Here is a 26,983-nt window from a genome sequence, read left to right on the forward strand (position 1 = left end):
AGTCCATGACCTGGGCAGAAACAGGGGCGGGAACAGCCAGTCAGAGTTAGAGTAACCGAACGATCGGTCGGGACAAGGGGGTCCGCCGCATCTGTGGAAAACCCCGTGCGGGAGGATCGCGCACATGACAGGACTCGACCTCAGCAGCCCCGTGGCCGTCGTCGGCACCGGCACCATGGGCCAGGGCATCGCCCAGGTCGCGCTGGTCGCCGGGCACCCCGTGCGGCTCTACGACGCCGTCCCCGGCCGGGCCCGCGAGGCGGCCGACGCGATCGGCGCCCGCCTGGACCGGCTCGTCGAGAAGGACCGGCTCAGCGCCGCCGACCGCGACGCCGCACGCAGCCGCCTGGTGGCCGCCGAGCAGCTCGAAGACCTCGCGGACTGCACCCTGGTCGTCGAGGCAGTCCTGGAGCGGCTGGACGTCAAGCAGGAGCTGTTCCGCGCGCTCGAGGACATCGTCGACGAGGACTGTCTGCTCGCCACCAACACCTCGTCCCTTTCGGTGACGGCCATCGGCGGCGTCCTGCGTCACCCGGGCCGGTTCGTGGGCCTGCACTTCTTCAACCCCGCCCCGCTGCTGCCACTGGTCGAGGTCGTCTCCGGGTTCGCCACCGACGTCTCCTCGGCCACGCGCGCGTATGAGACGGCCCGCGCCTGGGGCAAGACACCGGTCGCCTGCGCCGACACCCCCGGCTTCATCGTCAACCGCATCGCGCGGCCCTTCTACGCCGAGGCGTTCGCGGTCCACGAGGCCCAGGGCGCCGAGCCCGCCACCATCGACGCGGTGCTGCGCGAGTGCGGCGGTTTCAGGATGGGTGCCTTCGAGCTGACCGACCTGATCGGGCAAGACGTCAACGAGTCCGTCACGCACTCGGTGTGGCGCGCCTTCTTCCAGGACGTGCGCTTCACGCCCTCCCTCGCCCAGCAGCGCCTGGTCGAGTCGGGCCGGCTAGGCCGCAAGAGCGGTCGGGGCTGGTACGACTACGCGGAGGGCGCCGAGCGCGACGAGCCGCACACCGCGGAGCGGGCCCCCGCGCCCGCCTACGTCGTCGTCGAGGGTGACCTGGGCCCCGCGTCCGAACTGCTCGCGCTGATCCGCGAGGCGGGCATCCCGGTCCGCGAGGACGAGGAGGACCACGGCACCCGGCTGGTCCTGCCGAGCGGCGGACAGCTCGCGCTCGCCGACGGGCAGACCTCGGTGGAGTTCCGGGACGTCGTCTACTTCGACCTCGCGCTGGACTACCGCAAGGCCACCCGCATCGCCCTGTCGGCCTCGCAGGACACCGCGCAGCAGACCCTCTCCGAGGCCGTGGGGCTCTTCCAGGCGCTCGGCAAGGACGTCAGCGTCATCGGGGACGTGCCCGGCATGATCGTCGCCCGCACGGTCGCCCGGATCGTGGACCTCGCGCACGACGCCGTGGCCAAGGGCGTGGCCACCGAGGAGGACATCGACACCGCGATGCGGCTCGGGGTGAACTACCCGCTCGGCCCCTTCGAGTGGAGCCGCAGGCTCGGCCGCAACTGGGCCTACAGCCTCCTCGACGACCTGCACCTGCGCGACCCCTCGGGTCGGTACGCGCCCTCGCTCGCGCTGTACCGGCACGCCTACGCCTCCGACAAGCGGGAGGGCAGCACCTCATGACGACCGCCAAGCGGGACACGTACACCCCCGAGACGCTGCTGTCCGTCGCCGTCCAGGTCTTCATCGAGCGCGGCTACGACGGCACCTCCATGGAGCACCTCTCCAAGGCCGCCGGCATCTCCAAGTCGTCGATCTACCACCATGTGACCGGCAAGGAGGAACTGCTGCGCCGGGCCGTCAGCCGGGCCCTGGACGGCCTGTTCGGCATCCTCGAGGAGGAGCACGCGCGCGTGGGCCGTGCCTCGGACCGGCTGGAGTACGTCGTGCGGCGCATGGTCGAGGTGCTGATCGCCGAACTGCCCTACGTCACCCTGCTGCTGCGGGTGCGCGGCAACACCGGCACCGAGCGCTGGGCGCTGGAGCGCCGCCGGGACTTCGACCACCGGGTCGCCGAGCTGCTGAAGGCGGCGGCCGCGGACGGCGACGTGCGCGACGACGTCGAGGTGCGGCTCGCGACCCGCCTGGTCTTCGGGATGATCAACTCCATCGTGGAGTGGTACCGCCCGGACGGACGCGGCATGAACGAACGCGAGGTGGCGGACGCGGTGGCCCAGTTGATCTTCGGGGGACTGCGCCGAGCTTCCTGAGGCCGGACCTTCGGCTCCGAGGCCTCCTGACCTCAGCCCTGCGGCTCCAGGTCCTCCTCCTCGAAGACCAGCAGGGTGCGGGTGCTCAGGACCTCCGGGATGGCCTGGAGCCGGGTGAGGACCAGCTCGCGCAGGGATCTGTTGTCCGGGGTGTGGACGAGCAGCAGCACATCGAAGTCGCCGCCGACCAGGGCGATGTGGGACGCCCCGGGCAGCTGTCTGAGCTGCTCGCGGACCGTGCGCCAGGAGTTCTGGACGATCTTCAGGGTGATGTACGCCGAGGTGCCCTGGCCGGCCCGCTCATGGTTGACGCGAGCGCCGAAACCGCGGATGACGCCGTCCTCGACGAGACGGTTGATGCGGGCGTAGGCGTTGGCGCGCGAGACGTGCACCCGCTCGGCGACCGACCGTATCGACGCGCGGCCGTCCGCCTGGAGCATCTGGAGGATGTCCTGATCGATGGCGTCGAGCGGACGAGGGGGCGGAAGGGGCACCCCGTCCTCCGGGCTTTCGGCCATTTGTTCAGGTGCCATGTCCCCCCGCCTCCCTAGCATGGACGTACTGCGTCCATCTCAGGCTGTGGAGAACCGTTTGTCCACAGCCTGAGGGGCCCTGTAGCCAAAATGTGCCGACGACCGAACAATCGGTAGGTGAGGCGCCTCACACCCGTGCAGCGCCCGAAGCCGTCTCCCACGAGGAGGTGCCGTCATGACGGTCATGGAGCAGCGGGGCGCGTACCGGCCATCGCCGCCGCCCGCCTGGCAGCCCCGCACGGACCCCGCGCCCCTGCTGCCCGACCCGGAGCCCCACCGCGTCCTCGGCACCGACGCGGCCGCCGAGGCCGACCCGGCCCTGCTGCGCCGCCTGCACGCCGAGCTGGTCCGCGGCCGCCGCTACAACACCCAGGCCACCGCCCTCACCAAGCAGGGCCGCCTCGCCGTCTACCCCTCCAGCACCGGCCAGGAGGCCTGCGAGGTCGCCGCCGCGCTCGCGCTGGAGGACCGCGACTGGCTCTTCCCCAGCTACCGCGACACCCTCGCCGCCGTCGCCCGGGGCCTCGACCCCGTCCAGGCGCTCACCCTCCTGCGCGGCGACTGGCACACCGGCTACGACCCGCGCGAACACCGCGTCGCCCCCCTGTGCACCCCGCTCGCCACCCAGCTCCCGCACGCCGTCGGCCTCGCCCACGCGGCCCGCCTCAAGGGAGACGACGTGGTCGCGCTCGCCATGGTCGGCGACGGCGGCACCAGCGAGGGCGACTTCCACGAGGCGCTGAACTTCGCCGCCGTCTGGCAGGCCCCGGTGGTCTTCCTGGTCCAGAACAACGGCTTCGCGATCTCCGTCCCGCTCGCCAAGCAGACCGCGGCCCCGTCGCTGGCCCACAAGGCCGTCGGCTACGGCATGCCGGGCCGGCTGGTCGACGGCAACGACGCGGTCGCCGTGCACGAGGTCCTCACCGCCGCCGTGCGCCACGCGCGCGCGGGCGGCGGACCCACCCTGGTCGAGGCGATCACCTACCGCGTGGACGCCCACACCAACGCCGACGACGCGACCCGCTACCGCGGCGACGCCGAGGTCGAGACCTGGCGCGGACACGACCCGATCGCCCTCCTGGAGCACGAACTGACCGAGCGCGGGCTGATCGACGAGGCCGGCCTGGAAGCCGTGCGCCAGGACGCCGAGGTCTTCGCCGCCGCGCTGCGCGACGGCATGAACCAGGACCCGGTCCTCGACCCCATGGACCTCTTCGCCCACGTCTACGCCGAGCCCACCCCGCAACTGCGCGAGCAGCAGGCCCAGTTGCGTGCCGAGCTGGACGCCGAGCACGACTCCCACGGGGGTGCGCACCGATGACCACCGTCGCCCTCAAACCGGCCACCATGGCGCAGGCCCTCACGCGCGCCCTGCGCGACGCGATGGCGGCCGACCCGACCGTGCACGTCATGGGTGAGGACGTCGGCACCCTCGGCGGGGTCTTCCGGGTCACCGACGGACTCGCCAAGGAGTTCGGCGAGGACCGCTGCACGGACACCCCGCTCGCCGAGGCCGGCATCCTCGGCACCGCGGTCGGCATGGCGATGTACGGGCTGCGCCCGGTCGTGGAGATGCAGTTCGACGCCTTCGCCTACCCGGCGTTCGAGCAGCTGATCAGCCATGTGGCGAAGATGCGCAACCGCACCCGCGGGGCGATGCCGCTCCCGATCACCATCCGGGTCCCCTACGGTGGCGGCATCGGCGGCGTCGAGCACCACAGCGACTCCTCCGAGGCGTACTACATGGCGACCCCGGGCCTCCAGGTCGTCACCCCCGCGACCGTCGCCGACGCCTACGGACTGCTGCGCGCCGCGATCGCCTCCGACGACCCCGTCGTCGTTCTGGAGCCCAAGCGCCTGTACTGGTCCAAGGACACCTGGAACCCGGAAGAGCCGCAGCCCGTCGAGCCCATCGGCCGCGCGGTGGTGCGGCGCCCGGGCCGCAGCGCCACCCTCATCACCTACGGCCCGTCGGTGCCCGTGTGCCTCGAAGCCGCCGAGGCCGCGCGCGAGGAGGGCTGGGACCTCGAAGTGGTCGACCTGCGCTCCCTGGTGCCGTTCGACGACGAGACGGTCGCGGCCTCCGTACGGCGGACCGGACGGGCCGTCGTCGTGCACGAGTCGGGCGGGTTCGGCGGACCGGGCGGGGAGATCGCCGCCAGGGTCACCGAGCGCTGCTTCCACCATCTGGAGGCGCCGGTGCTGCGCGTGGCCGGGTTCGACATCCCCTACCCGCCGCCGATGCTGGAGCGTCACCACCTGCCCGGCGTCGACCGGATCCTGGACGCGGTGGGACGGCTGCAATGGGAGGCGGAGAACTGATGGCGCAGGTGCTGGAGTTCAGGCTGCCGGACCTCGGCGAGGGCCTGACCGAGGCGGAGATCGTCCGCTGGCTGGTCGAGGTCGGCGACGTCGTCGCGGTCGATCAGCCGGTCGTCGAGGTGGAGACCGCCAAGGCGATGGTCGACGTCCCCTGCCCCTACGCGGGCGTCGTCACCGCCCGCTACGGCGAGGAGGGCAGCGAGCTTCCCGTCGGAGCACCGCTGATCACGGTGGCCGTGGGAGCGCCGGCCTCCGGCGGCCCCGCCGAGGTCCCGCAGACCGAGGCCCGGGAGACCGAGGGCTCGGGGAACGTCCTGGTCGGCTACGGCACGTCGGACGCGCCCGCGCGCAGGCGCAGGGTGCGGCGGGAGCAGCAGGTGCTCGCGCCGGTGAACGGCCGGCCGGCTCCCGAAGCTCCCGAGGCGGTCCGGCCGGCTCCGGATGTTCCCGGGGCGGTCCGGCCGGCACCCGAAGCCGCCGAGGCGGCCCAGGGCCCCGTCGCCGTGATCTCGCCGCTCGTCCGCCGCCTCGCCCGCGAGAACGGCCTCGACCTGAGGGCACTCACCGGCTCCGGCCCCGACGGACTCATCCTGCGGGCCGACGTCGAGCACGCCCTGCGGACCGCCGCGACACCGGCACCGGCCACCACCGCGGCGACGGCCACCGCGCCAGCGCCCGCAGGCACCCGCGTCCCCCTCAAGGGCGTCCGGGGCGCGGTCGCCGACAAGCTCTCCCGCAGCCGGACCGAGATCCCCGACGCCACCTGCTGGGTGGACGCCGACGCGACGGAACTCATGCGGGCCCGCACCGCGATGAACGCCGCCGGGGGGCCGAAGATCTCCCTGATCGCGCTGCTCGCCCGGATCTGCACCGCCGCCCTGGCCCGGTTCCCCGAGCTCAACTCCACCGTCGACACGGCGGCCCGGGAGATCGTGCGGCTGGACGCCGTCCACCTCGGGTTCGCCGCGCAGACCGAGCGGGGCCTGGTCGTGCCGGTCGTGAAGGACGCGCAGGGCCGGGACGCCGAGTCGCTGTCCGCGGAGTTCGCCCGGCTCACCGAGTCGGCCCGCACCGGCAGCCTCACCCCGGCCGAACTCACCGGCGGAACCTTCACGTTGAACAACTACGGCGTGTTCGGCGTCGACGGCTCCACGCCGATCATCAACCACCCCGAGGCGGCCATGCTCGGCGTCGGCCGGATCGTTCCCAAGCCGTGGGTGCACGAGGGCGAACTGGCGGTGCGTCAGGTCGTCCAGCTCTCGCTCACCTTCGACCACCGGGTCTGCGACGGCGGCACCGCGGGCGGGTTCCTGCGGTACGTGGCCGACTGCGTCGAACAGCCCGCGGTCCTGCTGCGCACCCTGTGAGCGGGGGCCGCCCGTACACCCCGTGAGCACCGGCCGCACCCCCTGTGAGTGCGGCCGGCACACCCCGTGAGCGCGGCCCGGCGGCCGTACACGCGGATCACGGCGCCGCCCGATCGTTCCCTGTGATCGCGGCGGCACGCATACTCGGGGGGTGACCGCGTACGAGCCCCCGGACGCCCAGGACCCCCAGGGCACACCGGGCACCCCCGGGACCGCAGCCGCGTACGACGTGGTCGTGCTCGCCGGGGGCGCCGCCCGGCGGCTCGGCGGCGCCGACAAGCCCGGTGTGCGGGTGGGCGGACGGGCCCTGCTCGACCGGGTCCTCGCCGCGTGCGCCGACGCCCGCACCACCGTCGTCGTCGCCGATCCCCGCCCCACGGTCCGGGAGATCACCTGGGCCCGCGAGGACCCGCCCGGCGGCGGCCCGCTGGCCGCCCTGGACGCCGGTCTGCGGCACACCAGCGCCCGGTACGTCCTGGTGCTCTCCGCGGACCTGCCCTTCCTCCAGGAGGGCACCGTCCGGCTGCTGCTGACCGTCCTGCGCACGGGCGGCGCCGACGGCGTGCTGCTCACCGACGCCGACGGCCGCGACCAGCCGCTGGTGGCGGCGTACCGCGCACCCTCGCTGCGCCATGAACTCGCCGCGCTCACCAAGGAGCACGGCACCCTCGCCGGCCTCCCCCTGCGCCGGCTCACCGGCGCGCTCGACCTCACCCGTGTCCCCGACCCCGTCGCGTCCTTCGACTGCGACACCTGGGACGACATCGCCACCGCCAGGGCACGCATCAGGGAGCATGAGCACGTGTTGGATGAATGGATTTCCGCAGTCAAGGACGAGCTGGGCATCGACCTCGACGTCGACACCGGGGTGCTGCTCGACCTCGCCAGGGACGCCGCGCACGGCGTGGCCAGGCCCGCGGCCCCGCTGACCACCTTCCTCGTCGGCTACGCGGCCGCACAGGCGGGCGGTGACCCCGAAGCGGTCGCCGAGGCCTCCCGCAAGGCCGCCGCCCTGGCCCTGCGCTGGGCCGAGGAGGCCGAAAAGGACACCGACGCCGCCCCCGACTCCCGCCCGGACGCCGGATGACCGCCCGGTCCCTGCACACCGGAGAGAACACCGGGCCCGCCGAGGACGCCGACGAGCTCGACGTCGAGGAGGCGCTGGCCCTCGTGAGGAACGACCACGACCGCGCCCCGGGCGACCACCCGCACGCGCCGGGCGGCACCTCCGCCGGGCACGGACCGCGGCACTCCACGGGACACGTGGACCGCCCGCCGACCGCACACCGCCCCGACGCCCACCACAAGGCCACCCCGTGGCCCGAGGCCCGCGCCGACGCCGCCCGGGCCGCCCGCGCGGTCACCCGTGGCGCCCGCCGCGCCCCCGTGTCCGTACGGCTCGACGACGCCCTCGGCCTCACCCTGGCCGCCCCCCTCGACGCCCTCACCGACCTCCCCTCCTTCGACACCTCCGCCATGGACGGCTGGGCGGTCTCCGGACCCGGCCCCTGGTCCGTCCGGGACGAGGGAGTCCTGGCCGGACACGCCGAGCCGGCCCCGCTGGCCGACGGCGAGGCGGCCCGGATCGCCACCGGCGCCCGCATCCCGGCGGACACCACCGGCGTCCTGCGCAGCGAGCACGGGCAGCTGGACGAGAAGGGCCGGCTGCACGCGACCCGCGAGGTGACGCACGGGCAGGACATCCGCCCGCGCGGCCAGGAGTGCCGCAGCGGCGACCAGCTCCTGCCTCCTGGCACCCTCGTCACCCCGGCCGTCCTGGGCCTGGCCGCGGCCGCCGGCTACGACACCCTCACCGCCGTTCCCCGCCCCCGCGTCGACGTCCTCGTCCTCGGCGACGAGCTGCTCACCGAGGGCACCCCGCGGGGCGGCCTGATCCGGGACGCCCTCGGCCCGATGCTGCCGCCCTGGCTGCGTGCGCTCGGCGCCGAGGTGACCGCCGTACGGCGGCTCGGCGACTCCGCAAAGGCCCTGCACCAGGCGGTCAGCGGTTCCACGGCCGACGTGATCGTCACGACCGGCGGCACCGCGGCCGGCCCTGTCGACCATGTCCACCCCACCCTGGAGCGCATCGGCGCAGAGCTCCTGGTCGACGGGGTGAAGGTGCGTCCGGGCCACCCCATGCTGCTGGCCCGCACCAAGGAGAACCAGCACCTCGTCGGGCTACCCGGCAACCCCCTGGCGGCCGTCTCCGGCCTGCTCACGCTCGCCGAGCCGCTGCTGCGCACCCTGGCCGCCCGGCCGGCCCCGGAGCCGTACACGCTGCCCCTGCGGGACGAGGCGCACGGCCACCCGTACGACACCCGGCTCGTGCCGGTCGTCCTGCGCGGCGACAGTGCCGTGCCGCTGCACTACAACGGTCCGGCCATGCTGCGGGGCATCGCGGCCGCCGACGCCCTGGCCGTCGTACCGCCCGGGGGCGCGCGGGCGGGGCAGGAGGCCGAACTGCTCGATCTGCCCTGGGCGTCCGCCGGAATCGGGGTGTGTTTCACGTGAAACTTCCGGGCCATGACGCCATCGCCCGCCAGGCGGACGAGCATCTCGTGACCCACAAGGTGAAGTTGCCGCGGAAGGTGGTGGAGCATCCGTTCCGCCAGGTCGCCAAGCGGGTGCTGATGGCCCTGCTGGTACTCGCGGCGACGGCCCTGATCGTCTACCTCGACCGCGACGGCTACAACGACAACTCCGACCGGTCCGTCGACTTCCTCGACTCCTGGTACTACGCGACCGTCACGCTCTCCACGACCGGATACGGCGACATCACCCCGGTCAGCGACGCCGCCCGGCTCACCAACATCTTCGTCATCACGCCCCTGCGGGTGCTGTTCCTGATCATCCTGGTCGGCACCACGCTGGAGGTTCTCACCGAACGCACCCGGGAGGCATGGCGACTCGACCGCTGGAGGTCCACCTTGCGCGACCACACCGTAGTGATCGGCTTCGGAACCAAGGGGCGTTCCGCGATCCAGACCGTCTGCGCGACGGGCCTGAAGAAGGAGCAGGTCGTGGTGGTCGACCCCAGCGGCAAGGCCATCGAGGCCGCGACCGCCGAGGGCTACGCCGGGGTCATAGGGGACGCGACCCGCAGCGAGGTGCTGAAACGGGCCGAGGTGCACAAGGCCCGGAAGATCATCATCGCCACCCAGCGGGACGACACGGCGGTCCTGGTGACGCTGACGGCCCGGCAGCTCAACAAGGCCGCGAAGATCGTGGCCGCGGTGCGCGAGGAGGAGAACGCGCCGCTGCTCAAGCAGTCCGGGGCCGACGCGGTCATCACCAGCGCCAGCGCGGCCGGCCGGCTCCTCGGTCTGTCGGTGCTCAGTCCCGCGGCCGGCATGGTGATGGAGGACCTGATCCATCAGGGCAGCGGGCTCGACATCGTGGAACGGCCGGTCATAAAGGCCGAGGTGGGCCGGACCCCACGGCACACGGACGACCTGGTGGTGAGCGTGTTGCGCGGGCACCGGGTGCTCGGTTACGACGATCCGGCCGTCGGGACGCTGGAACTGACGGACCGGCTGATCACCATCGTGCGGGTGTCGCCGGGAGCCCAGGTGACCCCCGACGCGCGCCCGCTGCCCCCGATGCCGTCCAGCTGATCACCGGAGGTCGGGCCTTCGATCCGATCACCGGAGATCGAGGCTTTCGGGCTGGTCACTTGCGGTTGTACAGGCGCATGGTGACCGGCCCGAAGACCGCGACGAACAGGCCCGCCCACCCCAGCGACCAGGCGATCTCGTCGGCGGGCCAGTCGCCCGCCATCAGTTCGCGCACCGCCGAGGACAGATGGGTGATGGGGCTGTTGTTGACGAACGCCTGGAGCCAGCCCGGCATGGTCCTCGGGTCGACGAAGACGTTGGACAGGAAGGTCAGCGGGAAGATCACCATCATGCTGACGCCCATCACCGACTTCTCGGTGCGCAGCAGCAGCCCGAACATCGTCCAGATCCACGAGAACGCGAACGAGAAGACGACGAGCAGCGCGATCCCGGCGAGCACACCGCCGACCCCGCCGTCCGGGCGGTAGCCCAGGATCACGCCCACGGTGAGCATCACCACCGACGCGATGGTGTAGCGCAGGGCGTCGCCGAGGAGATAGCCGACCATCGTCGACGGCCGCCAGATGGGCAGCGAGCGGAACCGGTCGAAGACACCCTTCTCGATGTCGGTGTTGACCGAGACACCGGTGTACATCGTGATCATCACGACCGACATGACGAGGATGCCGGGCAGCAGGAACTGGATGTACTCCTTCGGGGAGCCGGCCAGAGCGCCCCCGAACAGGTACGTGTACATCAGCACCATCATGATCGGGAACGCCGTGACGTCGAAGAGCTGCTCCGGCACGTGCTTGATCTTGAGGATCGCCCGCCAGCCGAAGGTCAGCGAGGCCGACAGCGCGCTCGGGCGAGGCGGCCGCTCCCCGGTGACCAGCAGCGCGGCCAGCGACTCGGCGCTGACGGGTGCCAGGTCCTTCGCCGCCCTGTCGTGAGGCTGGGTCACGGTGCTCATGCCGCCATCTCCTCGGCGTCGGTGTCGTCGGTGTCATCGGTGGGGTGTCCGGTGAGGGCGAGGAACACCTCGTCCAGGCTGGGCTGGCCCAGCGAGAAGTTGTCGACGGTGATGCCAGTGCGGGCCAGTTCCGCCAGGGCCCGCGAGGCCTGCTCGGCGGCCGTGTCGCCGGTCGCCGAGCCGAGCCGGGCCGACAGCGCGACCGGGTCCGGTTCCAGTTGCACCCGGGCATCCAGGGACCGCCGTAGGATCTCCGCCGCCTCGGGGCGACGGCCGCTGTCGCGCAGGCGCAGATGGACGGTCCCGGCGCCCACGGACGCCTTCAGCTCGCCCTTGGTGCCCTCGGCGATCACCTTGCCGTGGTCGATCACGGCGATCCGGGAGGCCAGCTGGTCGGCCTCGTCCAGGTACTGCGTGGTCAGCAGGACGGTGGTGCCCTGGGCGACGACCGCGCGCACGATGTCCCAGACCTGGTTGCGGGAGCGCGGGTCGAGCCCGGTGGTGGGCTCGTCGAGGAAGAGCAGGTCAGGGGTGTTGAGGATGGACGCGGCGATGTCGATACGGCGCCGCATGCCGCCCGAGTAGTGCTTGACCTGCCTGGCCGCGGCCTCCGACAGCCCGAACGCCTCCAGGAGCCGGCCGGCGCGCTCACGGGCGGCCTTCTTGTGGTGGCCGAGGAGACGGCCCAGCAGGACCAGGTTCTCGGTGCCGGTGAGGTCCTCGTCGACGGAGGCGTACTGGCCGGTGAGACTGACCCGGCCGCGGACCTCGTCGGCCTCGCGGACGACGTCGTGACCGAAGACATGGGCCTCGCCGCCGTCCGGCCGCAGCAGGGTGGCGAGCATCTTCACGGTGGTGGTCTTGCCGGCGCCGTTCGGGCCGAGGACGCCGTAGACCGTGCCGGCCGGCACCGCCAGGTCGACCCCGTCGACGGCCCTGGTCTCACCGAACGTCTTCACGAGGCCCGCGGTCTCGATCGCCAGGGCTGACGTGTGCTGGCTCATGGGCGGGTTCCTTCCGCGTGCTTGGGCTACGCATGGGGAGACCTTTGCCGTCGCGCGAACTCATCGGTGACGCACGGGGTTTTTCGGAGCGGGCGCCATCCGGGTGCCGGGGAGGGTGGTCGGGCGGGTGCGGCGCCGCGTGCGGGTAGCGTCGGTGTCATGTATGCGATCACGATTCCTGAACCCGGTGGGCCCGAGGCGCTGGTCTGGGACGAGGTGGCGGATCCTGTGGCCGGTGAGGGCGAGGTCCTGGTCGACGTCGTCGCCGGGGCCGTCAACCGTGCCGACATCCTCCAGCGCCAGGGCTTCTACGACCCGCCGCCCGGTGCCTCCCCCTACCCCGGTCTGGAGTGTTCCGGGCGGATCGCCGCGCTCGGCCCCGGGGTCTCCGGCTGGGCCGTCGGCGACGAGGTGTGCGCACTGCTCGGGGGCGGCGGCTACGCCGAGAAGGTCGCCGTACCGGCCGGGCAGCTGCTGCCGGTGCCCAAGGGCCTCGACGTGACGCGGGCGGCCGCGCTGCCCGAGGTGGTCTGCACGGTCTGGTCGAACGTGTTCATGGTCGCCCACCTGCGCCCCGGCGAGACGCTCCTCGTGCACGGCGGCTCCAGCGGCATCGGCACGATGGCGATCCAGCTCGCGAAGGCCGTGGGCGCCAAGGTCGCGGTGACGGCGGGCACGCGGGCCAAGCTGGACCGCTGTGCCGAGCTCGGCGCGGACATCCTGATCAACTACCGGGAGCAGGACTTCGTCGAGGAGATCAAGAAGGCGACCGACGGTGCCGGGGCGGACGTCATCCTCGACAACATGGGCGCCAAGTACCTCGACCGCAACATCCAGGCGCTCGCCGTCAACGGGCGGCTCGCGATCATCGGCATGCAGGGCGGCGTCAAGGGCGAACTGAACATCGCCGCGCTGCTCAACAAGCGGGCCGCGATCAGCGCGACCTCGCTGCGGGCCCGGCCGACGTCCGAGAAGACGGCGATCGTGGCGGCCGTGCGGGAGCATGTGTGGCCGCTGCTGGACGCCGGGCACGTGCGTCCCGTCGTCGACCGGGAAGTGCCGATGAGCGACGCGGCCGCCGCGCACCGGGTCGTCGAGGAGAGCGGCCACATCGGCAAGGTCCTGCTGGTCACGCCCTGACCTCAGGTCCCCTCGTCACGCCCTGACCGCAGACCCCCTCCTCATGTCCTGACCGCCGGTCCTAACCCCGGCGCAGCCGCAGGGCGAACAGGGCGAGGCCGATCCCCAGGCCGATCAGTACCAGCCCGGTGCCGAGCGGCAGGATGAACACCTTGGCCGCGGTCTGTGCCGCACCCCGCGGCGCGGCCGCGGCGGCGGTCGCGCGCGGCGGCTCCGACACGGCGGTGAGGTCACCGTCATCGGTGGCGCTTCCCGTGGAGTCGGTGCTGTTTCCGGTGGAGTCGGTGCCGTCCCCCGTCGCGTCGGTGGCGTCGTCGTCCTCCGGTGGCGGCTCCTCACGCCGCCCGGGCCGCTCCCGCCCCTCGCCGGCCCGGCTGCCGGCGCGGGAGGGGGTGGCGGCGGACGGGGCGGGCGCGAGGGAGGGCGAGGGGGAGGCCCGGTGGGGGCCGTGGGCCTGTGCGGAGTCGGCGGGGTGTGAGGGGGTCGGGCTGTTCCTCGGCTCGTGTTCCGCGAGCGGGGCAGACGCCGGGTGCGAGGGGGAGGCGCTCGGGCTGGGCCCAGCCGTGCCCGGCGCCCGCCGATGAGTTGGTCCGTGCGTGGGCGCGGAGAGCCGCAGGGGCGGCAGCGGCCGCTGCAAGACGCCCGGCGAGGTCGCGCCGACGGCCGACAGCAGGGGCCGGGGCCCGGCGTCGTACGGCTGGATCGTGCCCGTGGGCCATCCCCCGGACGGCAGGACGGCCGTGCTCGACCCCACCACGAGCGCCAGTACCGTCGCGTGCAGCCAGGGAGTCACGGGACAAGACTGGCATTCAGGTCACCGACCGGCATTCCGGGAGAGGCGCAGGTGTGGATCCGCAGCCGGAACGGTGGATCAGCCCGCACCGGGGGCACCCCACCGGTGAGAGGTACGGGTGCGAGAGAATGGCCGCATGGAGATGCCGAGGAACGAAGGTTCGCCGGAAAGCCCCCAGATCCTGGTCGTGGGTCAGGACGGGATGGCACTGGGCGGCGGGGGTGACGACGACTCCCGCGAGGTTCCGGTCACGGAGATGGTCGAGCAGCCCGCGAAGGTCATGCGGATCGGCAGCATGATCAAGCAGCTGCTCGAAGAGGTGCGCGCGGCTCCCCTCGACGAGGCCAGCCGGGCCCGCCTCAAGGAGATCCATTCCAGCTCGGTCAAGGAGCTGGAGGACGGTCTGGCCCCGGAGCTCGTGGAGGAGCTGGAGCGGCTCTCCCTGCCCTTCAACGAGGACGCGACCCCGAGCGACGCGGAACTGCGCATCGCGCAGGCCCAGTTGGTGGGCTGGCTGGAGGGCCTCTTCCACGGGATCCAGACCACCCTGTTCGCCCAGCAGATGGCCGCGCGGGCCCAGCTGGAGTCGATGCGCCGCGCTCTCCCGCCGGGCGTCGGCGGCCACGAGGAGGGCGGTGACCCGCGCGCGGGCGGCCGCTCGGGCGGACCGTACCTGTAGCCGCGGACCGTACCCGTAGACGTCGTACGACCAAGGGGCCCGGCAGCGTCGGCTGCCGGGCCCTTCCTGTCAGGTCGGGCGCCGGAAGCGCTCGTTCGGGTTCTTCTTCCGTGACCTTGGACACGGAGCCCGACCCGTGACACGGTCCGTCGGCCCGTCGGACGCGGTGCCCGTTCCGTGACCGTACGGGAAAGATGGGTCGCGCGGGCGTTACAGGTGGCCCACCACCGGTACACAGGATTTGCACGCCGAGACGTAGTACAGGTTTGATGACCGGTCCGTCTCGGGCCGGCCCCCGGGCTCATCCCGGACCGGCGGCTTGCGCGAAGGCTGTAGCGTGGCCGACGGAGACCGTAACAACACCGCGCGCACCGCGGGCAGAAACGACGGCGAGGACCGATGGCACAGCAGCAGCGCGCTCAGGGCCCGTCCGACCCCGAGGCGACTGGCGGCGGAATGTCAGATGCGCCGGAGCTGTGGGGTAACGGCGGACTGGTCGGGGACGGCCGGTACCGGCTGACCCGCAGACTCGGCCGGGGCGGGATGGCCGAGGTGTTCGCGGCCGAGGACGTACGGCTCGGACGCACCGTGGCGGTCAAGCTGCTCCGCGCCGACCTCGCCGAGGACCCGACCTCCAAGGCCCGCTTCACGCGCGAGGCCCAGTCCGTGGCCGGCCTCAACCACCACGCGATCGTCGCCGTGTACGACTCCGGCGAGGACTACGTGGGCGGCCAGTCGGTGCCGTACATCGTCATGGAGATCGTCGAGGGACGGACGATCCGCGACCTGCTGCTCAACGCCGAGGCGCCCGGGCCCGAGCAGGCCCTGATCATCGTCTCCGGGGTCCTGGAGGCGCTCGCCTACTCGCACCAGCACGGCATCGTGCACCGCGACATCAAGCCGGCGAACGTGATCATCACGCACAACGGCGCGGTCAAGGTGATGGACTTCGGCATCGCCCGCGCCCTGCACGGCGCGTCCACCACGATGACGCAGACCGGCATGGTCATGGGCACCCCGCAGTACCTCTCCCCCGAGCAGGCCCTCGGCAAGGCCGTCGACCACCGCTCCGACCTGTACGCGACGGGCTGTCTCCTCTACGAACTCCTCGCCCTCAGGCCCCCGTTCACCGGTGAGACCCCGCTGTCCGTCGTCTACCAGCACGTCCAGGACATCCCGACGCCTCCCTCCCAGGTCTCCCAGTCGGTCCCGCCGGAGCTCGACGGCCTGGTCATGCGCTCGCTCGCCAAGGAGCCGGACGACCGTTTCCAGACGGCCGAGGAGATGCGCGGACTCGTCCAGTACGGCCTCCAGATGCTGTACGACCAGGGCGGCCACACCGGCACCTGGAACACCGGCCCCGTGACGGCGCACGACGGCCGCGGCACGCCCCCCGCGGGCTTCGCGAGCACCAGCGTGCTCCCGCACCCCGGCGCCGCCTCCGGCACCACCCAGATCCCGCAGCCGATCCTGCCGGGCGGCTACGGCGGCGGGGACGACGGCGGCTTCGAGGGCCACGGCAACCGGGGCAGCGGCCGCGGCAAGCTGTGGATACTGGCCGTCCTCGCGGTGATCGCGATCGCGGCGGGCGTCGCGCTGGCGCTCAACGGCGGCGGCAAGGGCAGCGGCGGCACCGAGACCAGTCCGACGGCGACCACCTCGAAGTCCACCGACGACCAGTCGGCCAGCGAGACGCCCAGCGAGACGCAGACGGACGACTCGAGCGAGACGTCCTCGGACGACAACGGCTCGGGCGGCTCCAACTACACGCCGTCCTACACCCCGTCGTACACGCGCTCCTACTCGCCGACTCCCACGCCCACCGAGCCGACGGCGACGGCGACGGAGCCCACGGAGACGGCGGAGCCGACGGAGACGGCGGAGCCCACCGACACGGCGCCGCCGACCGGTGGCGGGGGCGTCATCTCGGGGCCCACCGGCGGCGATGACTCCTGATCCGCTGGGTCCTCCACAGAGACCCCTGATCCGCTGAAGTCCTCCACGCGCGCGTGGGTCCGTGAACGGACCCACGCGCGCGTGCCGTTGACGGGGCGTGGGCGTGGGCCGTTACGGCGCCGACCTCAGCCGGCGAACGCGTCGCACACCGCGTCGTACTCCCGCGTCCACCACACGACCAGCGCGGAGGCCGCCGGGAACTGCGGGTCCGCGCGGGTGTCCCCGCGCTCGTAGTGCCAGCGCAGCATCCAGAAGTCGTTGAGGCGCTCCCACCACACCCGGTGCACGGCCGCCGCGAGTTCCGAGGGCGTGGCTCCCGCCGTGCGCCGGTACGCGCGCGCGTACGCCCGTACCTTCGGCAGGTCGAGGGCGCCCGCGGGCCGTACGAAGAAGATCGCGGCGGCGCGTACGGCCTCCTCGGCGCGGGGCTTCACACCGAGCCGGTCCCAGTCGACGATCGCCGCGGGCGCGTCGCCCCGGTAGAGCAGGTTGAAGGGGTGGAAGTCCCCGTGCACCCAGCCCACGGGGCCGCCGTGCGGGGGCCGTCGCGCCACATGCTGTTCCAGCAGGGTCCGCCGCTCCAGCAGCCGGTGCCGGGCCAGCTCGTCGAAGGAGTCGGCGGGCCGGTGCCGGCGTACGCGCGCGAGGAGGTCGTCGATGACGGTGAAGGTCACCTCCGGGTCGGCGGCGAGGGAAGAGGCAGGGGCGGCACGGTGGGCCGGTGCGGCGCGGCCGGTCGGCATCACGCGCTCCAGGCTCGCGTGCACCACCCCCAGCAGCGCCCCCAGGCGCCCGCACTGGGCGGTGCTGAGCTGGGCGCCGTGGCGGTGGCGGCCGTCGATCCAGGGGTGCAGGGCGTAGGCGTGGCCGCCGACGACCGCGACCGTGCGGCCGTCGTGGGCGGGCAGCGGCGGGGCGACCGGGACACCGAGGTCGGCCAGGCGCTGGGTGGCCCGGTGCTGGCGGGCGATGGCCTCCGGGGCGGCGGTCTCGGGGTCGAAGTGGTGCTTGAGGAAGTAGCGGCCGCGGGTCGTGCACAACCGGTAGCCGCGGTTCAGCAGCCCCTGGTCGACGGGGTCGCAGGTGAGGGCGGATCCGGCGGAGTACCGGCGGAGGAGAGCGCCCAGCGGGGGCGCGTGAGACACCGGGGGTGGTACAGAAGAGCGCGGCACGCGCCAGATGCTAGGGCACGGGACACCGCGCTGAGCTGGGCGTTGTCACAGACAGTCATATTCGTTCAGGGTAGGCACAGGAAGTGACGCTCCGGACCGCGTGCGACCGTCCAGGTGAAATGCCCCGATTTCCCCTTCTTCGCGCACTCCGGAAGTCGGACACGGAAACTCTTCCGGTGACCTGGGTAGACGGGATAACGTGCCGTTGCTCCGGCCTGCTGCAAGGCTGTGACCAGCGCCCCTTCGGCCCTTTCCCGATTTACTTGGAAATCCAAGCAAAATCGCAGGTCAAAGGGGGTTTCACAGAAATGTGGAGCACTGGGTAACGTGATTCTTGCAGGGCGCTCGCCGGGGCACCTGTCACGCCTGTTCCGGCCGAGTGGCACCCACCCCGTGGCACGGGAGTCGGGAACAGGTGAGCCGCACTGGTACACCCGGCAACCCCGGGGGCCGGACCGACGGAGGAGCACACGTGACCGTGGAGAGCACTGCCGCGCGCAAGCCGCGACGCAGCGCCGGGACGAGGAAGTCCCCGAGCACCAAGCCCGAACTGGTTCAGCTGCTGACGCCCGAGGGCAAGCGCGTCAAGAACGCCGCGTACGACAAGTACGTCGCCGACATCACCCCCGAAGAGCTCCGCGGCCTCTATCGCGACATGGTGCTCACCCGTCGCTTCGACGCCGAGGCCACCTCCCTCCAGCGCCAGGGCGAGCTGGGCCTGTGGGCCTCGCTGCTCGGCCAGGAGGCCGCCCAGATCGGCTCCGGCCGCGCGCTGCGCGACGACGACTACGTCTTCCCCACCTACCGCGAGCACGGCGTCGCCTGGTGCCGCGGGGTCGACCCGACCAACCTGCTCGGCATGTTCCGGGGTGTGAACAACGGCGGTTGGGACCCCAACAGCAACAACTTCCACCTCTACACGATCGTCATCGGCTCCCAGACGCTGCACGCCACCGGCTACGCGATGGGCGTCGCCAAGGACGGCGCGGACAGCGCCGTGATCGCGTACTTCGGCGACGGCGCCTCCAGCCAGGGCGACGTGGCGGAATCGTTCACCTTCTCCGCGGTCTACAACGCCCCGGTCGTGTTCTTCTGCCAGAACAACCAGTGGGCCATCTCCGAGCCGACCGAGAAGCAGACCCGCGTCCCGCTCTACCAGCGCGCGCAGGGCTTCGGCTTCCCCGGTGTGCGGGTCGACGGCAACGACGTCCTCGCCTCCCTGGCCGTCACCAAGTGGGCCCTGGAGCGGGCCCGCGCGGGTGAGGGGCCGACGCTCGTCGAGGCGTACACCTACCGCATGGGTGCCCACACCACCTCCGACGACCCCAGCAAGTACCGGGCCGACGAGGAGCGCGAGGCCTGGGAGGCGAAGGACCCGATCCTGCGCCTGCGCCGGTACCTGGAGTCCTCAAACCACGCGGACGAGGGATTCTTCGCGGAACTGGAGACCGAGTCCGAGGCGTTGGGCAGGCGAGTGCGTGAGGTGGTGCGGGCGATGCCGGATCCGGACCGCTTCGCGATCTTCGAGCACGCGTACGCGGACGGGCATGCGCTCGTCGACGAGGAGCGGGCCGCGTTCGCCGCCTACCAGGCGTCGTTCGCGGATGGGGAAGGGGCCTGATCATGGCAGCGGAAAAGATGGCTCTGGCCAAGGCGATCAACGAATCGCTGCGGCGTGCCCTGGACACCGACCCGAAGGTCCTCGTCATGGGCGAGGACGTCGGCAAGCTCGGCGGTGTGTTCCGGGTGACCGACGGGCTTCAGAAGGACTTCGGCGAGGACCGGGTCATCGACACCCCGCTCGCCGAGTCGGGCATCGTCGGCACCGCGATCGGTCTGGCCCTGCGCGGCTACCGCCCGGTGGTCGAGATCCAGTTCGACGGCTTCGTCTTCCCGGCCTACGACCAGATCGTCACCCAGCTGGCGAAGATGCACGCGCGCTCGCTGGGCAAGGTCAAGATGCCGGTGGTCGTCCGCATCCCCTACGGCGGCGGCATCGGCGCGGTCGAGCACCACTCGGAGTCCCCCGAGGCGCTGTTCGCACATGTGGCGGGCCTCAAGGTGGTCTCGCCGTCCAACGCCTCGGACGCCTACTGGATGATGCAGCAGGCCATCCAGAGCGACGACCCGGTGATCTTCTTCGAGCCCAAGCGGCGGTATTGGGACAAGGGCGAGGTCAACACCGAGGCCATCCCCGGCCCCCTGCACAAGGCGAAGGTCGTGCGCGAGGGCACCGATCTGACGCTGGTCGCCTACGGCCCGATGGTGAAGCTGTGCCAGGAGGTGGCCGACGCGGCCGCCGAGGAGGGCAGGTCGCTGGAGGTCGTGGACCTCAGGTCGGTCTCGCCGCTGGACTTCGACTCGATCCAGGCGTCGGTGGAGAAGACCCGCCGTCTGGTGGTGGTGCACGAGGCGCCGGTGTTCTTCGGCTCGGGTGCGGAGATCGCGGCCCGGATCACCGAGCGCTGCTTCTACCACCTGGAGGCGCCGGTGCTGCGGGTGGGCGGCTACCACGCCCCGTATCCGCCGGCGCGGCTGGAGGAGGAGTACCTGCCCGGCCTGGACCGGGTGCTGGACGCCGTCGACCGCGCTCTGGCGTACTGAGGAGAGGGTCGTGACGACGATGACGGATGCGTCCGTACGCGAGTTCAAGATGCCCGACGTGGGCGAGGGCCTGACCGAGGCCGAGATCCTGACCTGGTACGTCAAGCCCGGCGACACCGTGACCGACGGTCAGGTGGTGTGCGAGGTGGAGACGGCCAAGGCGGCCGTCGAACTGCCCATCCCCTACGACGGGGTGGTGCGCGAACTGCGCTTCCCCGCGGGCACCACGGTGGACGTGGGCACGGCGATCATCGCGGTGGACGTGGCGGGTGGGGCACCCACGGCCGCGGAGCCCGCGGCCGCGGAGCCCGCGGTCGCGGAGCCTGCGGTCGCGGAGCCTGCGGTCGCGGAGCCCGCCGCTGCTGAGGCCGCTCCGGCGGAGAAGGAGACCAAGCCGGCGGGCTCGGGTCGTCAGCCGGTCCTGGTCGGTTACGGCGTGGCCACCTCCTCCACCAAACGCCGCCCCCGCAAGGGCCCCGAGGTCCCCTTCCAGCAGGCCCCGGCGGTCGTGGCGGTCCAGACCGAGCTGAACGGCCACGCTCCGGCGCCCACCGCGCCGCCGGCCGGGCAGTCCCGTCCGCTGGCCAAGCCGCCGGTGCGCAAGCTGGCCAAGGACCTGGGCGTCGACCTCGCCACGGTGATCCCGTCCGGCCCGGACGGCATCATCACGCGTGAGGACGTGCACGCGGCGGTCACGCCGACGGAGGTGCCCGCGACGGCGCCGGTGCAGGCCCCGGCTCAGGCTCAGGTGATCCCGGCGGCGCCCGCTGCCTCCTACGATTCGGCCCGCGAGACCCGTATCCCCGTCAAGGGTGTCCGCAAGGCCACCGCCCTGGCGATGGTGGGTTCCGCGTTCACCGCCCCGCACGTCACCGAGTTCGTGACGGTGGACGTCACCCGGACCCTCAAGCTCGTCGAGGAACTCAAGCAGGACAAGGACCTCCAGGGCCTCAGGGTCAACCCGCTCCTGCTGATCGCGAAGGCCCTGCTGGTCGCGATCAAGCGCCACCCGGACATCAACGCCTCCTGGGACGAGGCGAACCAGGAGATCGTGGTCAAGCACTACGTCAACCTGGGCATCGCCGCCGCCACCCCGCGCGGCCTGATCGTCCCGAACATCAAGGACGCCCACGCCAAGACGCTGCCGCAGCTGGCGGAGTCGCTGGGTGAGCTGGTGGCCACGGCCAAGGAGGGCAGGACCTCTCCGGCCGCGATGCAGGGCGGCACCGTCACCATCACCAACGTCGGCGTCTTCGGCGTCGACACCGGCACGCCGATCCTGCCCCCCGGCGAGTCCGCGATCCTCGCCGTCGGCGCGATCAAACTCCAGCCGTGGGTCCACAAGGGCAAGGTCAAGCCCCGCCAGGTCACCACCCTGGCTCTGAGCTTCGACCACCGCCTGGTCGACGGCGAGTTGGGCTCCAAGGTCCTGGCCGACGTGGCGGCGATCCTGGAACAACCGAAGAAACTCATCACCTGGGCGTGACCTGTCCTGAGCGGATCAGGTTGTTCAACGGTGAAGGGAGGCCGCAAGTTCTGATTGCGGCCGCCCCTTCACCTTTTTGCGGGGTGGGTCACGAACGGTTGAGCACGTACACCGGGGCGCCGGCGTCCGTCTTCGTTGACCCGGTGCACTGAAAGTCCCGTCGGGGCCGCGATCGATTCGAGCGGCTGCCGCAGCTCACCCTCCTGACAACCGCTGCCGCCAGTCGGCCAGGACGGATTCGGTGGTCGGCGGGGCGGACAGGTCGGCCGTGTGCGAAGGCCGTTTGAGAGCGAGGGCGTCGAGGCGGTCGGCGATGCGTTCCATGGCCAGGGCGATGGCCTGTTGAGCGGCGAGAGTGGCCCGCTGCGTCTCCAGGATGTCCTCCTGTAGCGCGATCGACTTGTGCTGGGCGACTGCGAGTTGTTCGTCCGCCTGGAGATTGCGTTCCTCGAGCCGGACGATGGCCTCGGCGACCTGCTCCGGCATCGCGTAGGCAACGGGGCTGCCAATGCCAGGGAGCTGGACCTCAGCTTCTTCGAGGGCGTAGGAGCCCTCCCTGTGCACGCTTGCGAGCACCTCAGCTGCCCATTGCTTGAAAGGCGCAGCGAGCGGCTTGGTGCAAGCATTCACCAGGATGATCAGTCCATGTAGATCGATGAGTTGCAGGTCTCGGCGCCATCTACGACCTGGAGGAACGGTGAGACCGTAAGCGCTGCTGACGCTCCCAAGCATCTCTCGATGTTTCTCCGGTACATGGTCCCTAAGGGCTTTCGCCGTGTTGAGGAGCCCCAATTCGTTGCACACATCCACTGCCGGGAACCAGTGCATCCCATCCGGCATGGTCAACCTGCGTACCCGCGCTCCAGTGGCTGCGTATACGAAGCCGCTGATGTCGATCGCCTCATGCCGCTTGCTGGGTTCGTTCACGGGAACCACCTCCGCAGCGGAACCTAGGGCGGAGGAATGCGAATATGCCAATTTACGTAATGATATTCACCAATGCGAGGTAAAAACCCCGGATTTCGCTTGCGTGGAGACAAAGCGAAGGGGCCTGCCCCGGATACCGAGGCAGGCCCCTTCGTCAGCTGTGGGTGTCAGCCGGCCGTTGCGAAGCCGTAGTTGAGGAGCTTCTTCGCGTCCGCCTCGCGCTGGGCGATCGAGGTGGAGGCGAGGACCGTGCCGATGATGGTCTTGCCGTTGCGGGTGGCGGCGAAGACGAGGCAGTACTTGGCCTCGGGGCCGGAGCCGGTCTTCACGCCGATGGTGCCGCTGTAGCTGCTGAGCAGGCCGTTGGTGTTGGTCCACGCGGCCATCGTGCGGGTGGAGCCCGTCTTGGTGATCGTCTTCGCGGTGTACTTCTTCGTCTTCACGATCGTGCGGAACGTGGAGTTCTTCATCGCGCTGCTGGCGATCTTCGTCAGGTCCCGCGGCGTCGAGTAGTTGTTGCCGTTGCCGATGCCGTCGAACGAGTCGAACTTCGTGTTGCGCAGGCCGAGGTCCGTGGCGGCCTTGTTCATCTTGCCGATGAACGACTTCACGCGCGCGGCACGGGTCGAGCCGGAGCCGTAGGTGTCGGCGAGCGCGTACGCGGCGTCGCAGCCCGACGGCAGCATCAGCCCGTACAGCAGCTGACGGACGGTGACCTTGTCGCCGACGATCAGGTGGGCCTGCGAGGCGTTGTTGGCGACGACGTAGTCGCTGTACGCCTTCTGGATCGTGACCTTCTTGTCCAGGTTCAGGTTCGACTGCGCGAGCACGACCTTCGCGGTCATGATCTTGGTCGTGGAACCCGTGGAACGCTTGGTGTCGGCCGCCTTGGTGTACAGCGTCTTCGCGGTCGAGTTGTTCATGACGTAGCCGCCCTTGGCCACGATCGAGGGCGCGGTGGCGGCCTGGGCCGGCGCGGCGGCCAGGGCGCCGGTCGCGAGCATGGCGCCGGTGGTGACGCCGGCCGCGGCTACGCGGCGGAGACGGCTGCCCTTGGTGCCGGTGATGGCGGTAATCAACTGGAATACCCCGATTGTGTTGAATGCCCCTGAGGTGCGGCCGAGTTGAAGGGGAAGAAAGGGGGCCGCACGCATGAGACACGTATCTAGCACGAATGGTTGTGGGGTGAAGCGGTCAGGGGGGCCTTCTGTGACACCGTTGGTACACAGGTCCGCATCGTGGACGGATATTCCATGCGTACGTGTTGTATCTAAGCTGTAGGCATGACCCTGGCAGTGAAACAGCCCCCCGCCGCCGACCGTGTCTACACCCACGTCAAGCAAGGTGTGCTGGACCGCCGTTACGAGGGCGGGAGTCTGCTCACCGAGGGCGAGCTCGCCGAGGCCGTCGGGGTTTCTCGTACGCCTGTGCGAGAAGCGCTGCTGCGGCTGGAGGTCGAAGGGCTGATCAAGCTTTACCCGAAAAAGGGAGCGCTGGTCCTGCCCGTCTCCGCGCAGGAGATCGCGGACGTCGTCGAGACCCGCCAGCTGGTCGAGACGCACGCCGTCCGCAAGGCCGTACCGGCCTCCCCGCAGCTCATCGCCCGGCTGGAGGAACTGCTCGCCCAGCAGAAGGCGCAGGCCGCCGCCGGGGACCTGGCCGGCGCGGCCGTCACCGACCGCTGTTTCCACGCCGAGATCGTCCGCAGCGGCGGCAACGAGATCCTCAACCGGCTCTACGACCAGCTCCGCGACCGTCAGCTCAGGATGGGGGTCGCCGTCATGCACGCCCACCCGGACCGCATCACCAAGACCCTCGCCGAGCACGAGCAGATCCTGCGGGCCCTGCGCTCCGGCGACACGGAGGCGGTCACGGGCCTGATCCACGGGCACGTCGAGTGGTTCTCCCACCTGGCGCGCGGGGAGGTGCGATGAGCCGCCCCGCGGTCCTTCCGGGCGATCCCCCGGGCGGACGGCGCGCGATGGCCGTCTGGGGCATCGGCGTCTCCGTGTACTTCGTCGCGGTCATCTTCCGTACGTCCCTCGGGGTCGCCGGACTCGACGCGGCCGACCGCTTCCATGTGAACGCCTCGGCCCTGTCGACCTTCTCGATCCTCCAGCTCCTCGTCTACGCGGGCATGCAGATACCCGTCGGCCTGCTCGTGGACCGGCTCGGCACCAAGAAGGTGCTCACCCTGGGCGTGGTGCTGTTCACCGCGGGACAGCTCGGCTTCGCGTTCTCCCCGTCGTACGGCACCGCGCTCGCCTCGCGCGCCCTGCTCGGCTGCGGCGACGCGATGACCTTCATCAGCGTGCTGCGGCTGGGCACCCGCTGGTTCCCGGCCCGGCGCGGGCCCCTGGTCGCCCAGCTCGCCGGCCTCGCGGGCATGGCGGGCAACCTGGTCTCCACGCTGGTCCTGGCCCGGCTGCTGCACGGGGTCGGCTGGACCGCCGCGTTCGCGGGCAGCGCGCTCGCCGGAGTCATCGTCCTCGTCCTGCTGCTGCTCTTCCTCAAGGACCACCCCGAGGGCCACGAGCCGGAGCCCTTCCCGCACCGCGGGGCGGCCTACGTACGGCGTCAGATCGCCGCGTCCTGGCGCGAGCCCGGCACCCGGCTCGGCCTGTGGGTGCACTTCACGACCCAGTTCCCGGCGATGGTGTTCCTGCTGCTGTGGGGCCTGCCGTTCCTCGTCGAGGCACAGGGGCTGTCCCGGGCCACGGCGGGTGAACTGCTCACCCTCGTCGTGCTGTCCAACATGGTCGTCGGTCTCGTCTACGGCCAGGTCGTCGCCCGGCACCACGAGGCGCGGCTGCCGCTCGCGCTCGGCACGGTGGGTGTGACGGCGCTGCTGTGGGCGGCCACGCTGGCCTGGCCCGGCGAGCGCGCGCCGATGTGGCTGCTGATCGTGCTGTGCGTGGTGCTCGGTTCCTGCGGACCGGCGTCGATGCTCGGCTTCGACTTCGCGCGCCCGGCGAACCCGCCGGAGCGGCAGGGCACCGCGTCCGGCATCACGAACATGGGCGGTTTCGTCGCGTCGATGACCACCCTCCTCGCCGTGGGGGTGCTGCTGGACGCGACCGACGAGAACTACAGCGTCGCCTTCTCCTCGGTCTTCGTGCTCCAGGTCCTCGGCGTCACCCAGATCCTGCGGCTGCGCGGGCGGGCGGCGCGACGGGAGCGCGAACGGCTGGTGGCGAGCCGCGTGGAGACGGTGCACGTGCCCGCCTGAGCGGGCCGGCGCACGGGGACGAGCGTGACGTACGCAAGGCCCAGGACGCCCCGGCAGGTCGACCACTGGGCGCGGTGCCGGTCGAGGCGTGGGCGCCGACGACCAGGCTCGCCCACGCCATCGGATGCCGGCCCACCCGCCACCGCGACCCCGGTGGGCCCGAACGCTACTGCGTGACCGTGAAGTTCCGCAGGATCGCCCCCGTCAGTTCCGGGTCGCCCTCCGCCTTGACCCGGTCCGCCACCGCCTCCGGGGTCACGCGGCCGCAGGCCAGGCGGACGTAGGTCTCCCAGTCGAGGGTGAGGGTGGCGGCCGGGCCGAGAGCCGGGGCGGTCTCCAGGGTGCCGCGGCCCTGGATGTCGACGCGGATGGTCCGCAGGAACTCGACGGGGCCGTGGATGTCGAAGACGATCGCCGAGCTGCGGGGGGCGTCGGCCTTGACGGCCACGACGTCGGGCAGCGCGTCGAGGAGGACGTCACGGGCGATGTGGGCACCGGGGGAGTCGAGGTTGCCGGGCCGGCCGAGGGCGGTGCGCAGGTCCTGTTCGTGCACCCAGACGTCGAAGGCGTGCCGGCGCATGGACTCCGCGAGCGTCAGTTCGGATCCCAGCGGACCGCGCACCTTGGTGCCGGGGTCGCGGGACTCGTTCCGCAGCTGCCGGTTGCGGCGGATGATGACGTACTCCAGCTCGGAGGTCATCTCCGGCGCGGTGTGGTGGCGGCGGACGTCGACCTGCATCTCCATGTACCGCTGGATGTCGTTGGTGACGTGGTACAGGTCGCGCGGGAGGGTGTGGATGGGGCGCGGGTCGCCGAGCATCTCGCAGTCCAGGCCGATCACATGAGACACCACGTCCCTGACGGACCAGCCCGGGCAGGGGGTACGACGGTTCCACTCGCCCTCCACCAGCGGGGTCACCAGCTCGGATATCGCTTCGATGGAATGGGTCCAGGCGTCGGCGTAGGGCTGGAGGGTGGGATGCAGACTCACGGAACGGGACCCCTCGGCGGT

General features: G+C 71.5%; 23 protein-coding genes and 1 pseudogene. 16 read left to right on the top strand and 8 right to left on the bottom strand.

The genetic code is table 11. The features are described 5' to 3' along the window. The first annotated feature begins 124 nt into the window (after positions 1–124). Together AQJ54_RS33130 and AQJ54_RS33135 are read left to right on the top strand one after the other, a co-directional pair. Positions 125–1,642, top strand: a complete 1,518-nt coding sequence (locus tag AQJ54_RS33130) for a 3-hydroxyacyl-CoA dehydrogenase (protein ID WP_062243554.1) — start codon at positions 125–127, stop codon at positions 1,640–1,642. Then, on the top strand, positions 1,639–2,229 hold the full coding sequence (locus AQJ54_RS33135) for a TetR/AcrR family transcriptional regulator (RefSeq protein WP_062243558.1): 591 nt from the start codon (positions 1,639–1,641) through the stop codon (positions 2,227–2,229). The genes AQJ54_RS33130 and AQJ54_RS33135 overlap by 4 nt, the downstream gene beginning before the upstream one ends. 32 nt (positions 2,230–2,261) lie before the next feature. On the opposite strand, the gene AQJ54_RS33140 is transcribed toward AQJ54_RS33135, so the two are convergent. Further along, on the bottom strand, positions 2,262–2,747 hold the full coding sequence (locus AQJ54_RS33140) for an Lrp/AsnC family transcriptional regulator (protein WP_062025745.1): 486 nt from the start codon (positions 2,745–2,747) through the stop codon (positions 2,262–2,264). A 190-nt stretch (positions 2,748–2,937) separates the two neighbouring features. Here AQJ54_RS33140 and pdhA (AQJ54_RS33145) point away from each other — a divergent pair, with 190 nt between their 5' ends. The 6 genes from pdhA (AQJ54_RS33145) to AQJ54_RS33170 all read left to right on the top strand — a co-directional run bounded on the left by pdhA (AQJ54_RS33145) (position 2,938) and on the right by AQJ54_RS33170 (position 10,068). Next, a complete protein-coding gene (pdhA, locus tag AQJ54_RS33145) occupies positions 2,938–4,083 on the top strand; it encodes a pyruvate dehydrogenase (acetyl-transferring) E1 component subunit alpha (protein WP_062243561.1) in 1,146 nt (381 codons plus the stop codon). Continuing rightward, positions 4,080–5,084 (top strand): alpha-ketoacid dehydrogenase subunit beta, encoded by a 1,005-nt coding sequence (locus AQJ54_RS33150; protein ID WP_062243564.1) that lies wholly within the window; start codon positions 4,080–4,082, stop codon positions 5,082–5,084. The genes pdhA (AQJ54_RS33145) and AQJ54_RS33150 overlap by 4 nt, the downstream gene beginning before the upstream one ends. Beyond that, positions 5,084–6,451 (top strand): dihydrolipoamide acetyltransferase family protein, encoded by a 1,368-nt coding sequence (locus tag AQJ54_RS33155; RefSeq protein WP_062243567.1) that lies wholly within the window; start codon positions 5,084–5,086, stop codon positions 6,449–6,451. The genes AQJ54_RS33150 and AQJ54_RS33155 overlap by 1 nt, the downstream gene beginning before the upstream one ends. Positions 6,452–6,602: 151 nt before the next feature. Next, positions 6,603–7,538, top strand: a complete 936-nt coding sequence (locus AQJ54_RS33160; RefSeq protein WP_062243570.1) for an NTP transferase domain-containing protein — start codon at positions 6,603–6,605, stop codon at positions 7,536–7,538. Further along, the gene (locus tag AQJ54_RS33165) at positions 7,535–8,965 is read left to right on the top strand and encodes a molybdopterin molybdotransferase MoeA (protein WP_062243573.1); all 1,431 of its coding nucleotides are present in this window, start codon (positions 7,535–7,537) and stop codon (positions 8,963–8,965) included. Before AQJ54_RS33160 ends, AQJ54_RS33165 begins: the two co-directional genes overlap by 4 nt. Further along, complete coding sequence (locus AQJ54_RS33170) at positions 8,962–10,068, top strand: potassium channel family protein (RefSeq protein WP_062243582.1); 1,107 nt, start codon at positions 8,962–8,964, stop codon at positions 10,066–10,068. Before AQJ54_RS33165 ends, AQJ54_RS33170 begins: the two co-directional genes overlap by 4 nt. Before the next feature lie 55 nt (positions 10,069–10,123). On the opposite strand, the gene AQJ54_RS33175 is transcribed toward AQJ54_RS33170, so the two are convergent. Both AQJ54_RS33175 and AQJ54_RS33180 read right to left on the bottom strand, forming a co-directional pair. Beyond that, complete coding sequence (locus AQJ54_RS33175) at positions 10,124–10,981, bottom strand: ABC transporter permease (RefSeq protein ID WP_062243585.1); 858 nt, start codon at positions 10,979–10,981, stop codon at positions 10,124–10,126. Next, positions 10,978–11,985: an ATP-binding cassette domain-containing protein gene (locus AQJ54_RS33180; protein ID WP_062243588.1), complete on the bottom strand. Its 1,008-nt coding sequence runs from the start codon at positions 11,983–11,985 to the stop codon at positions 10,978–10,980. The genes AQJ54_RS33175 and AQJ54_RS33180 overlap by 4 nt, the downstream gene beginning before the upstream one ends. A 159-nt stretch (positions 11,986–12,144) precedes the next feature. On the opposite strand from AQJ54_RS33180, the gene AQJ54_RS33185 reads away from it, so the two are divergent. Then, entirely contained in the window at positions 12,145–13,125 is a 981-nt protein-coding gene (locus tag AQJ54_RS33185; RefSeq protein WP_062243591.1) for an NAD(P)H-quinone oxidoreductase, read from the top strand. 61 nt (positions 13,126–13,186) lie between these two features. On the opposite strand, the gene AQJ54_RS47460 is transcribed toward AQJ54_RS33185, so the two are convergent. Continuing rightward, positions 13,187–13,918, bottom strand: coding sequence for a hypothetical protein (locus tag AQJ54_RS47460; RefSeq protein ID WP_062243594.1), 732 nt, complete (start codon positions 13,916–13,918; stop codon positions 13,187–13,189). A 136-nt stretch (positions 13,919–14,054) separates the two neighbouring features. On the opposite strand from AQJ54_RS47460, the gene AQJ54_RS33195 reads away from it, so the two are divergent. Together AQJ54_RS33195 and AQJ54_RS33200 are read left to right on the top strand one after the other, a co-directional pair. Continuing rightward, the gene (locus tag AQJ54_RS33195) at positions 14,055–14,597 is read left to right on the top strand and encodes a bacterial proteasome activator family protein (protein ID WP_020134267.1); all 543 of its coding nucleotides are present in this window, start codon (positions 14,055–14,057) and stop codon (positions 14,595–14,597) included. 399 nt (positions 14,598–14,996) lie between these two features. Beyond that, positions 14,997–16,553 (top strand): protein kinase domain-containing protein, encoded by a 1,557-nt coding sequence (locus AQJ54_RS33200; RefSeq protein ID WP_062243597.1) that lies wholly within the window; start codon positions 14,997–14,999, stop codon positions 16,551–16,553. A 125-nt stretch (positions 16,554–16,678) separates the two neighbouring features. Here AQJ54_RS33200 and AQJ54_RS33205 read toward each other — a convergent pair whose 3' ends face one another. Continuing rightward, complete coding sequence (locus AQJ54_RS33205) at positions 16,679–17,698, bottom strand: phosphotransferase (protein ID WP_063806476.1); 1,020 nt, start codon at positions 17,696–17,698, stop codon at positions 16,679–16,681. Between the two features lie 499 nt (positions 17,699–18,197). On the opposite strand from AQJ54_RS33205, the gene pdhA (AQJ54_RS33210) reads away from it, so the two are divergent. From pdhA (AQJ54_RS33210) to AQJ54_RS33220, 3 genes are read left to right on the top strand one after another with little or no spacing between them, the layout of a single operon-like run. Beyond that, the gene (gene pdhA / locus AQJ54_RS33210) at positions 18,198–19,346 is read left to right on the top strand and encodes a pyruvate dehydrogenase (acetyl-transferring) E1 component subunit alpha (RefSeq protein WP_062025772.1); all 1,149 of its coding nucleotides are present in this window, start codon (positions 18,198–18,200) and stop codon (positions 19,344–19,346) included. 2 nt (positions 19,347–19,348) lie between these two features. Then, complete coding sequence (locus AQJ54_RS33215; RefSeq protein ID WP_062025774.1) at positions 19,349–20,329, top strand: alpha-ketoacid dehydrogenase subunit beta; 981 nt, start codon at positions 19,349–19,351, stop codon at positions 20,327–20,329. Positions 20,330–20,339: 10 nt separating this feature from the next. Next, a complete protein-coding gene (locus tag AQJ54_RS33220) occupies positions 20,340–21,815 on the top strand; it encodes a dihydrolipoamide acetyltransferase family protein (protein WP_062243602.1) in 1,476 nt (491 codons plus the stop codon). Positions 21,816–21,903: 88 nt separating this feature from the next. Here the strand turns inward: AQJ54_RS33220 and AQJ54_RS44065 are convergent. Continuing rightward, positions 21,904–22,742: pseudogene (locus AQJ54_RS44065) on the bottom strand (BRO-N domain-containing protein). A gap of 167 nt (positions 22,743–22,909) precedes the next feature. Beyond that, on the bottom strand, positions 22,910–23,746 hold the full coding sequence (locus AQJ54_RS33230; protein WP_243659532.1) for a D-alanyl-D-alanine carboxypeptidase family protein: 837 nt from the start codon (positions 23,744–23,746) through the stop codon (positions 22,910–22,912). A 279-nt stretch (positions 23,747–24,025) separates the two neighbouring features. Here AQJ54_RS33230 and AQJ54_RS33235 point away from each other — a divergent pair, with 279 nt between their 5' ends. Together AQJ54_RS33235 and AQJ54_RS33240 are read left to right on the top strand one after the other, a co-directional pair. Continuing rightward, positions 24,026–24,676 (top strand): GntR family transcriptional regulator, encoded by a 651-nt coding sequence (locus tag AQJ54_RS33235; RefSeq protein ID WP_062025781.1) that lies wholly within the window; start codon positions 24,026–24,028, stop codon positions 24,674–24,676. Then, positions 24,673–25,971 (top strand): MFS transporter, encoded by a 1,299-nt coding sequence (locus AQJ54_RS33240; RefSeq protein ID WP_062243610.1) that lies wholly within the window; start codon positions 24,673–24,675, stop codon positions 25,969–25,971. Before AQJ54_RS33235 ends, AQJ54_RS33240 begins: the two co-directional genes overlap by 4 nt. A gap of 166 nt (positions 25,972–26,137) precedes the next feature. Here the strand turns inward: AQJ54_RS33240 and AQJ54_RS33245 are convergent, their stop codons facing one another. Then, entirely contained in the window at positions 26,138–26,962 is an 825-nt protein-coding gene (locus AQJ54_RS33245; protein ID WP_062243614.1) for a maleylpyruvate isomerase family mycothiol-dependent enzyme, read from the bottom strand. Between the last annotated feature and the right edge of the window lie 21 nt (positions 26,963–26,983).

This window comes from Streptomyces griseorubiginosus, assembly GCF_001514195.1.
In the GTDB taxonomy this organism is placed as follows: Bacteria; Actinomycetota; Actinomycetes; order Streptomycetales; family Streptomycetaceae; genus Streptomyces; species Streptomyces griseorubiginosus.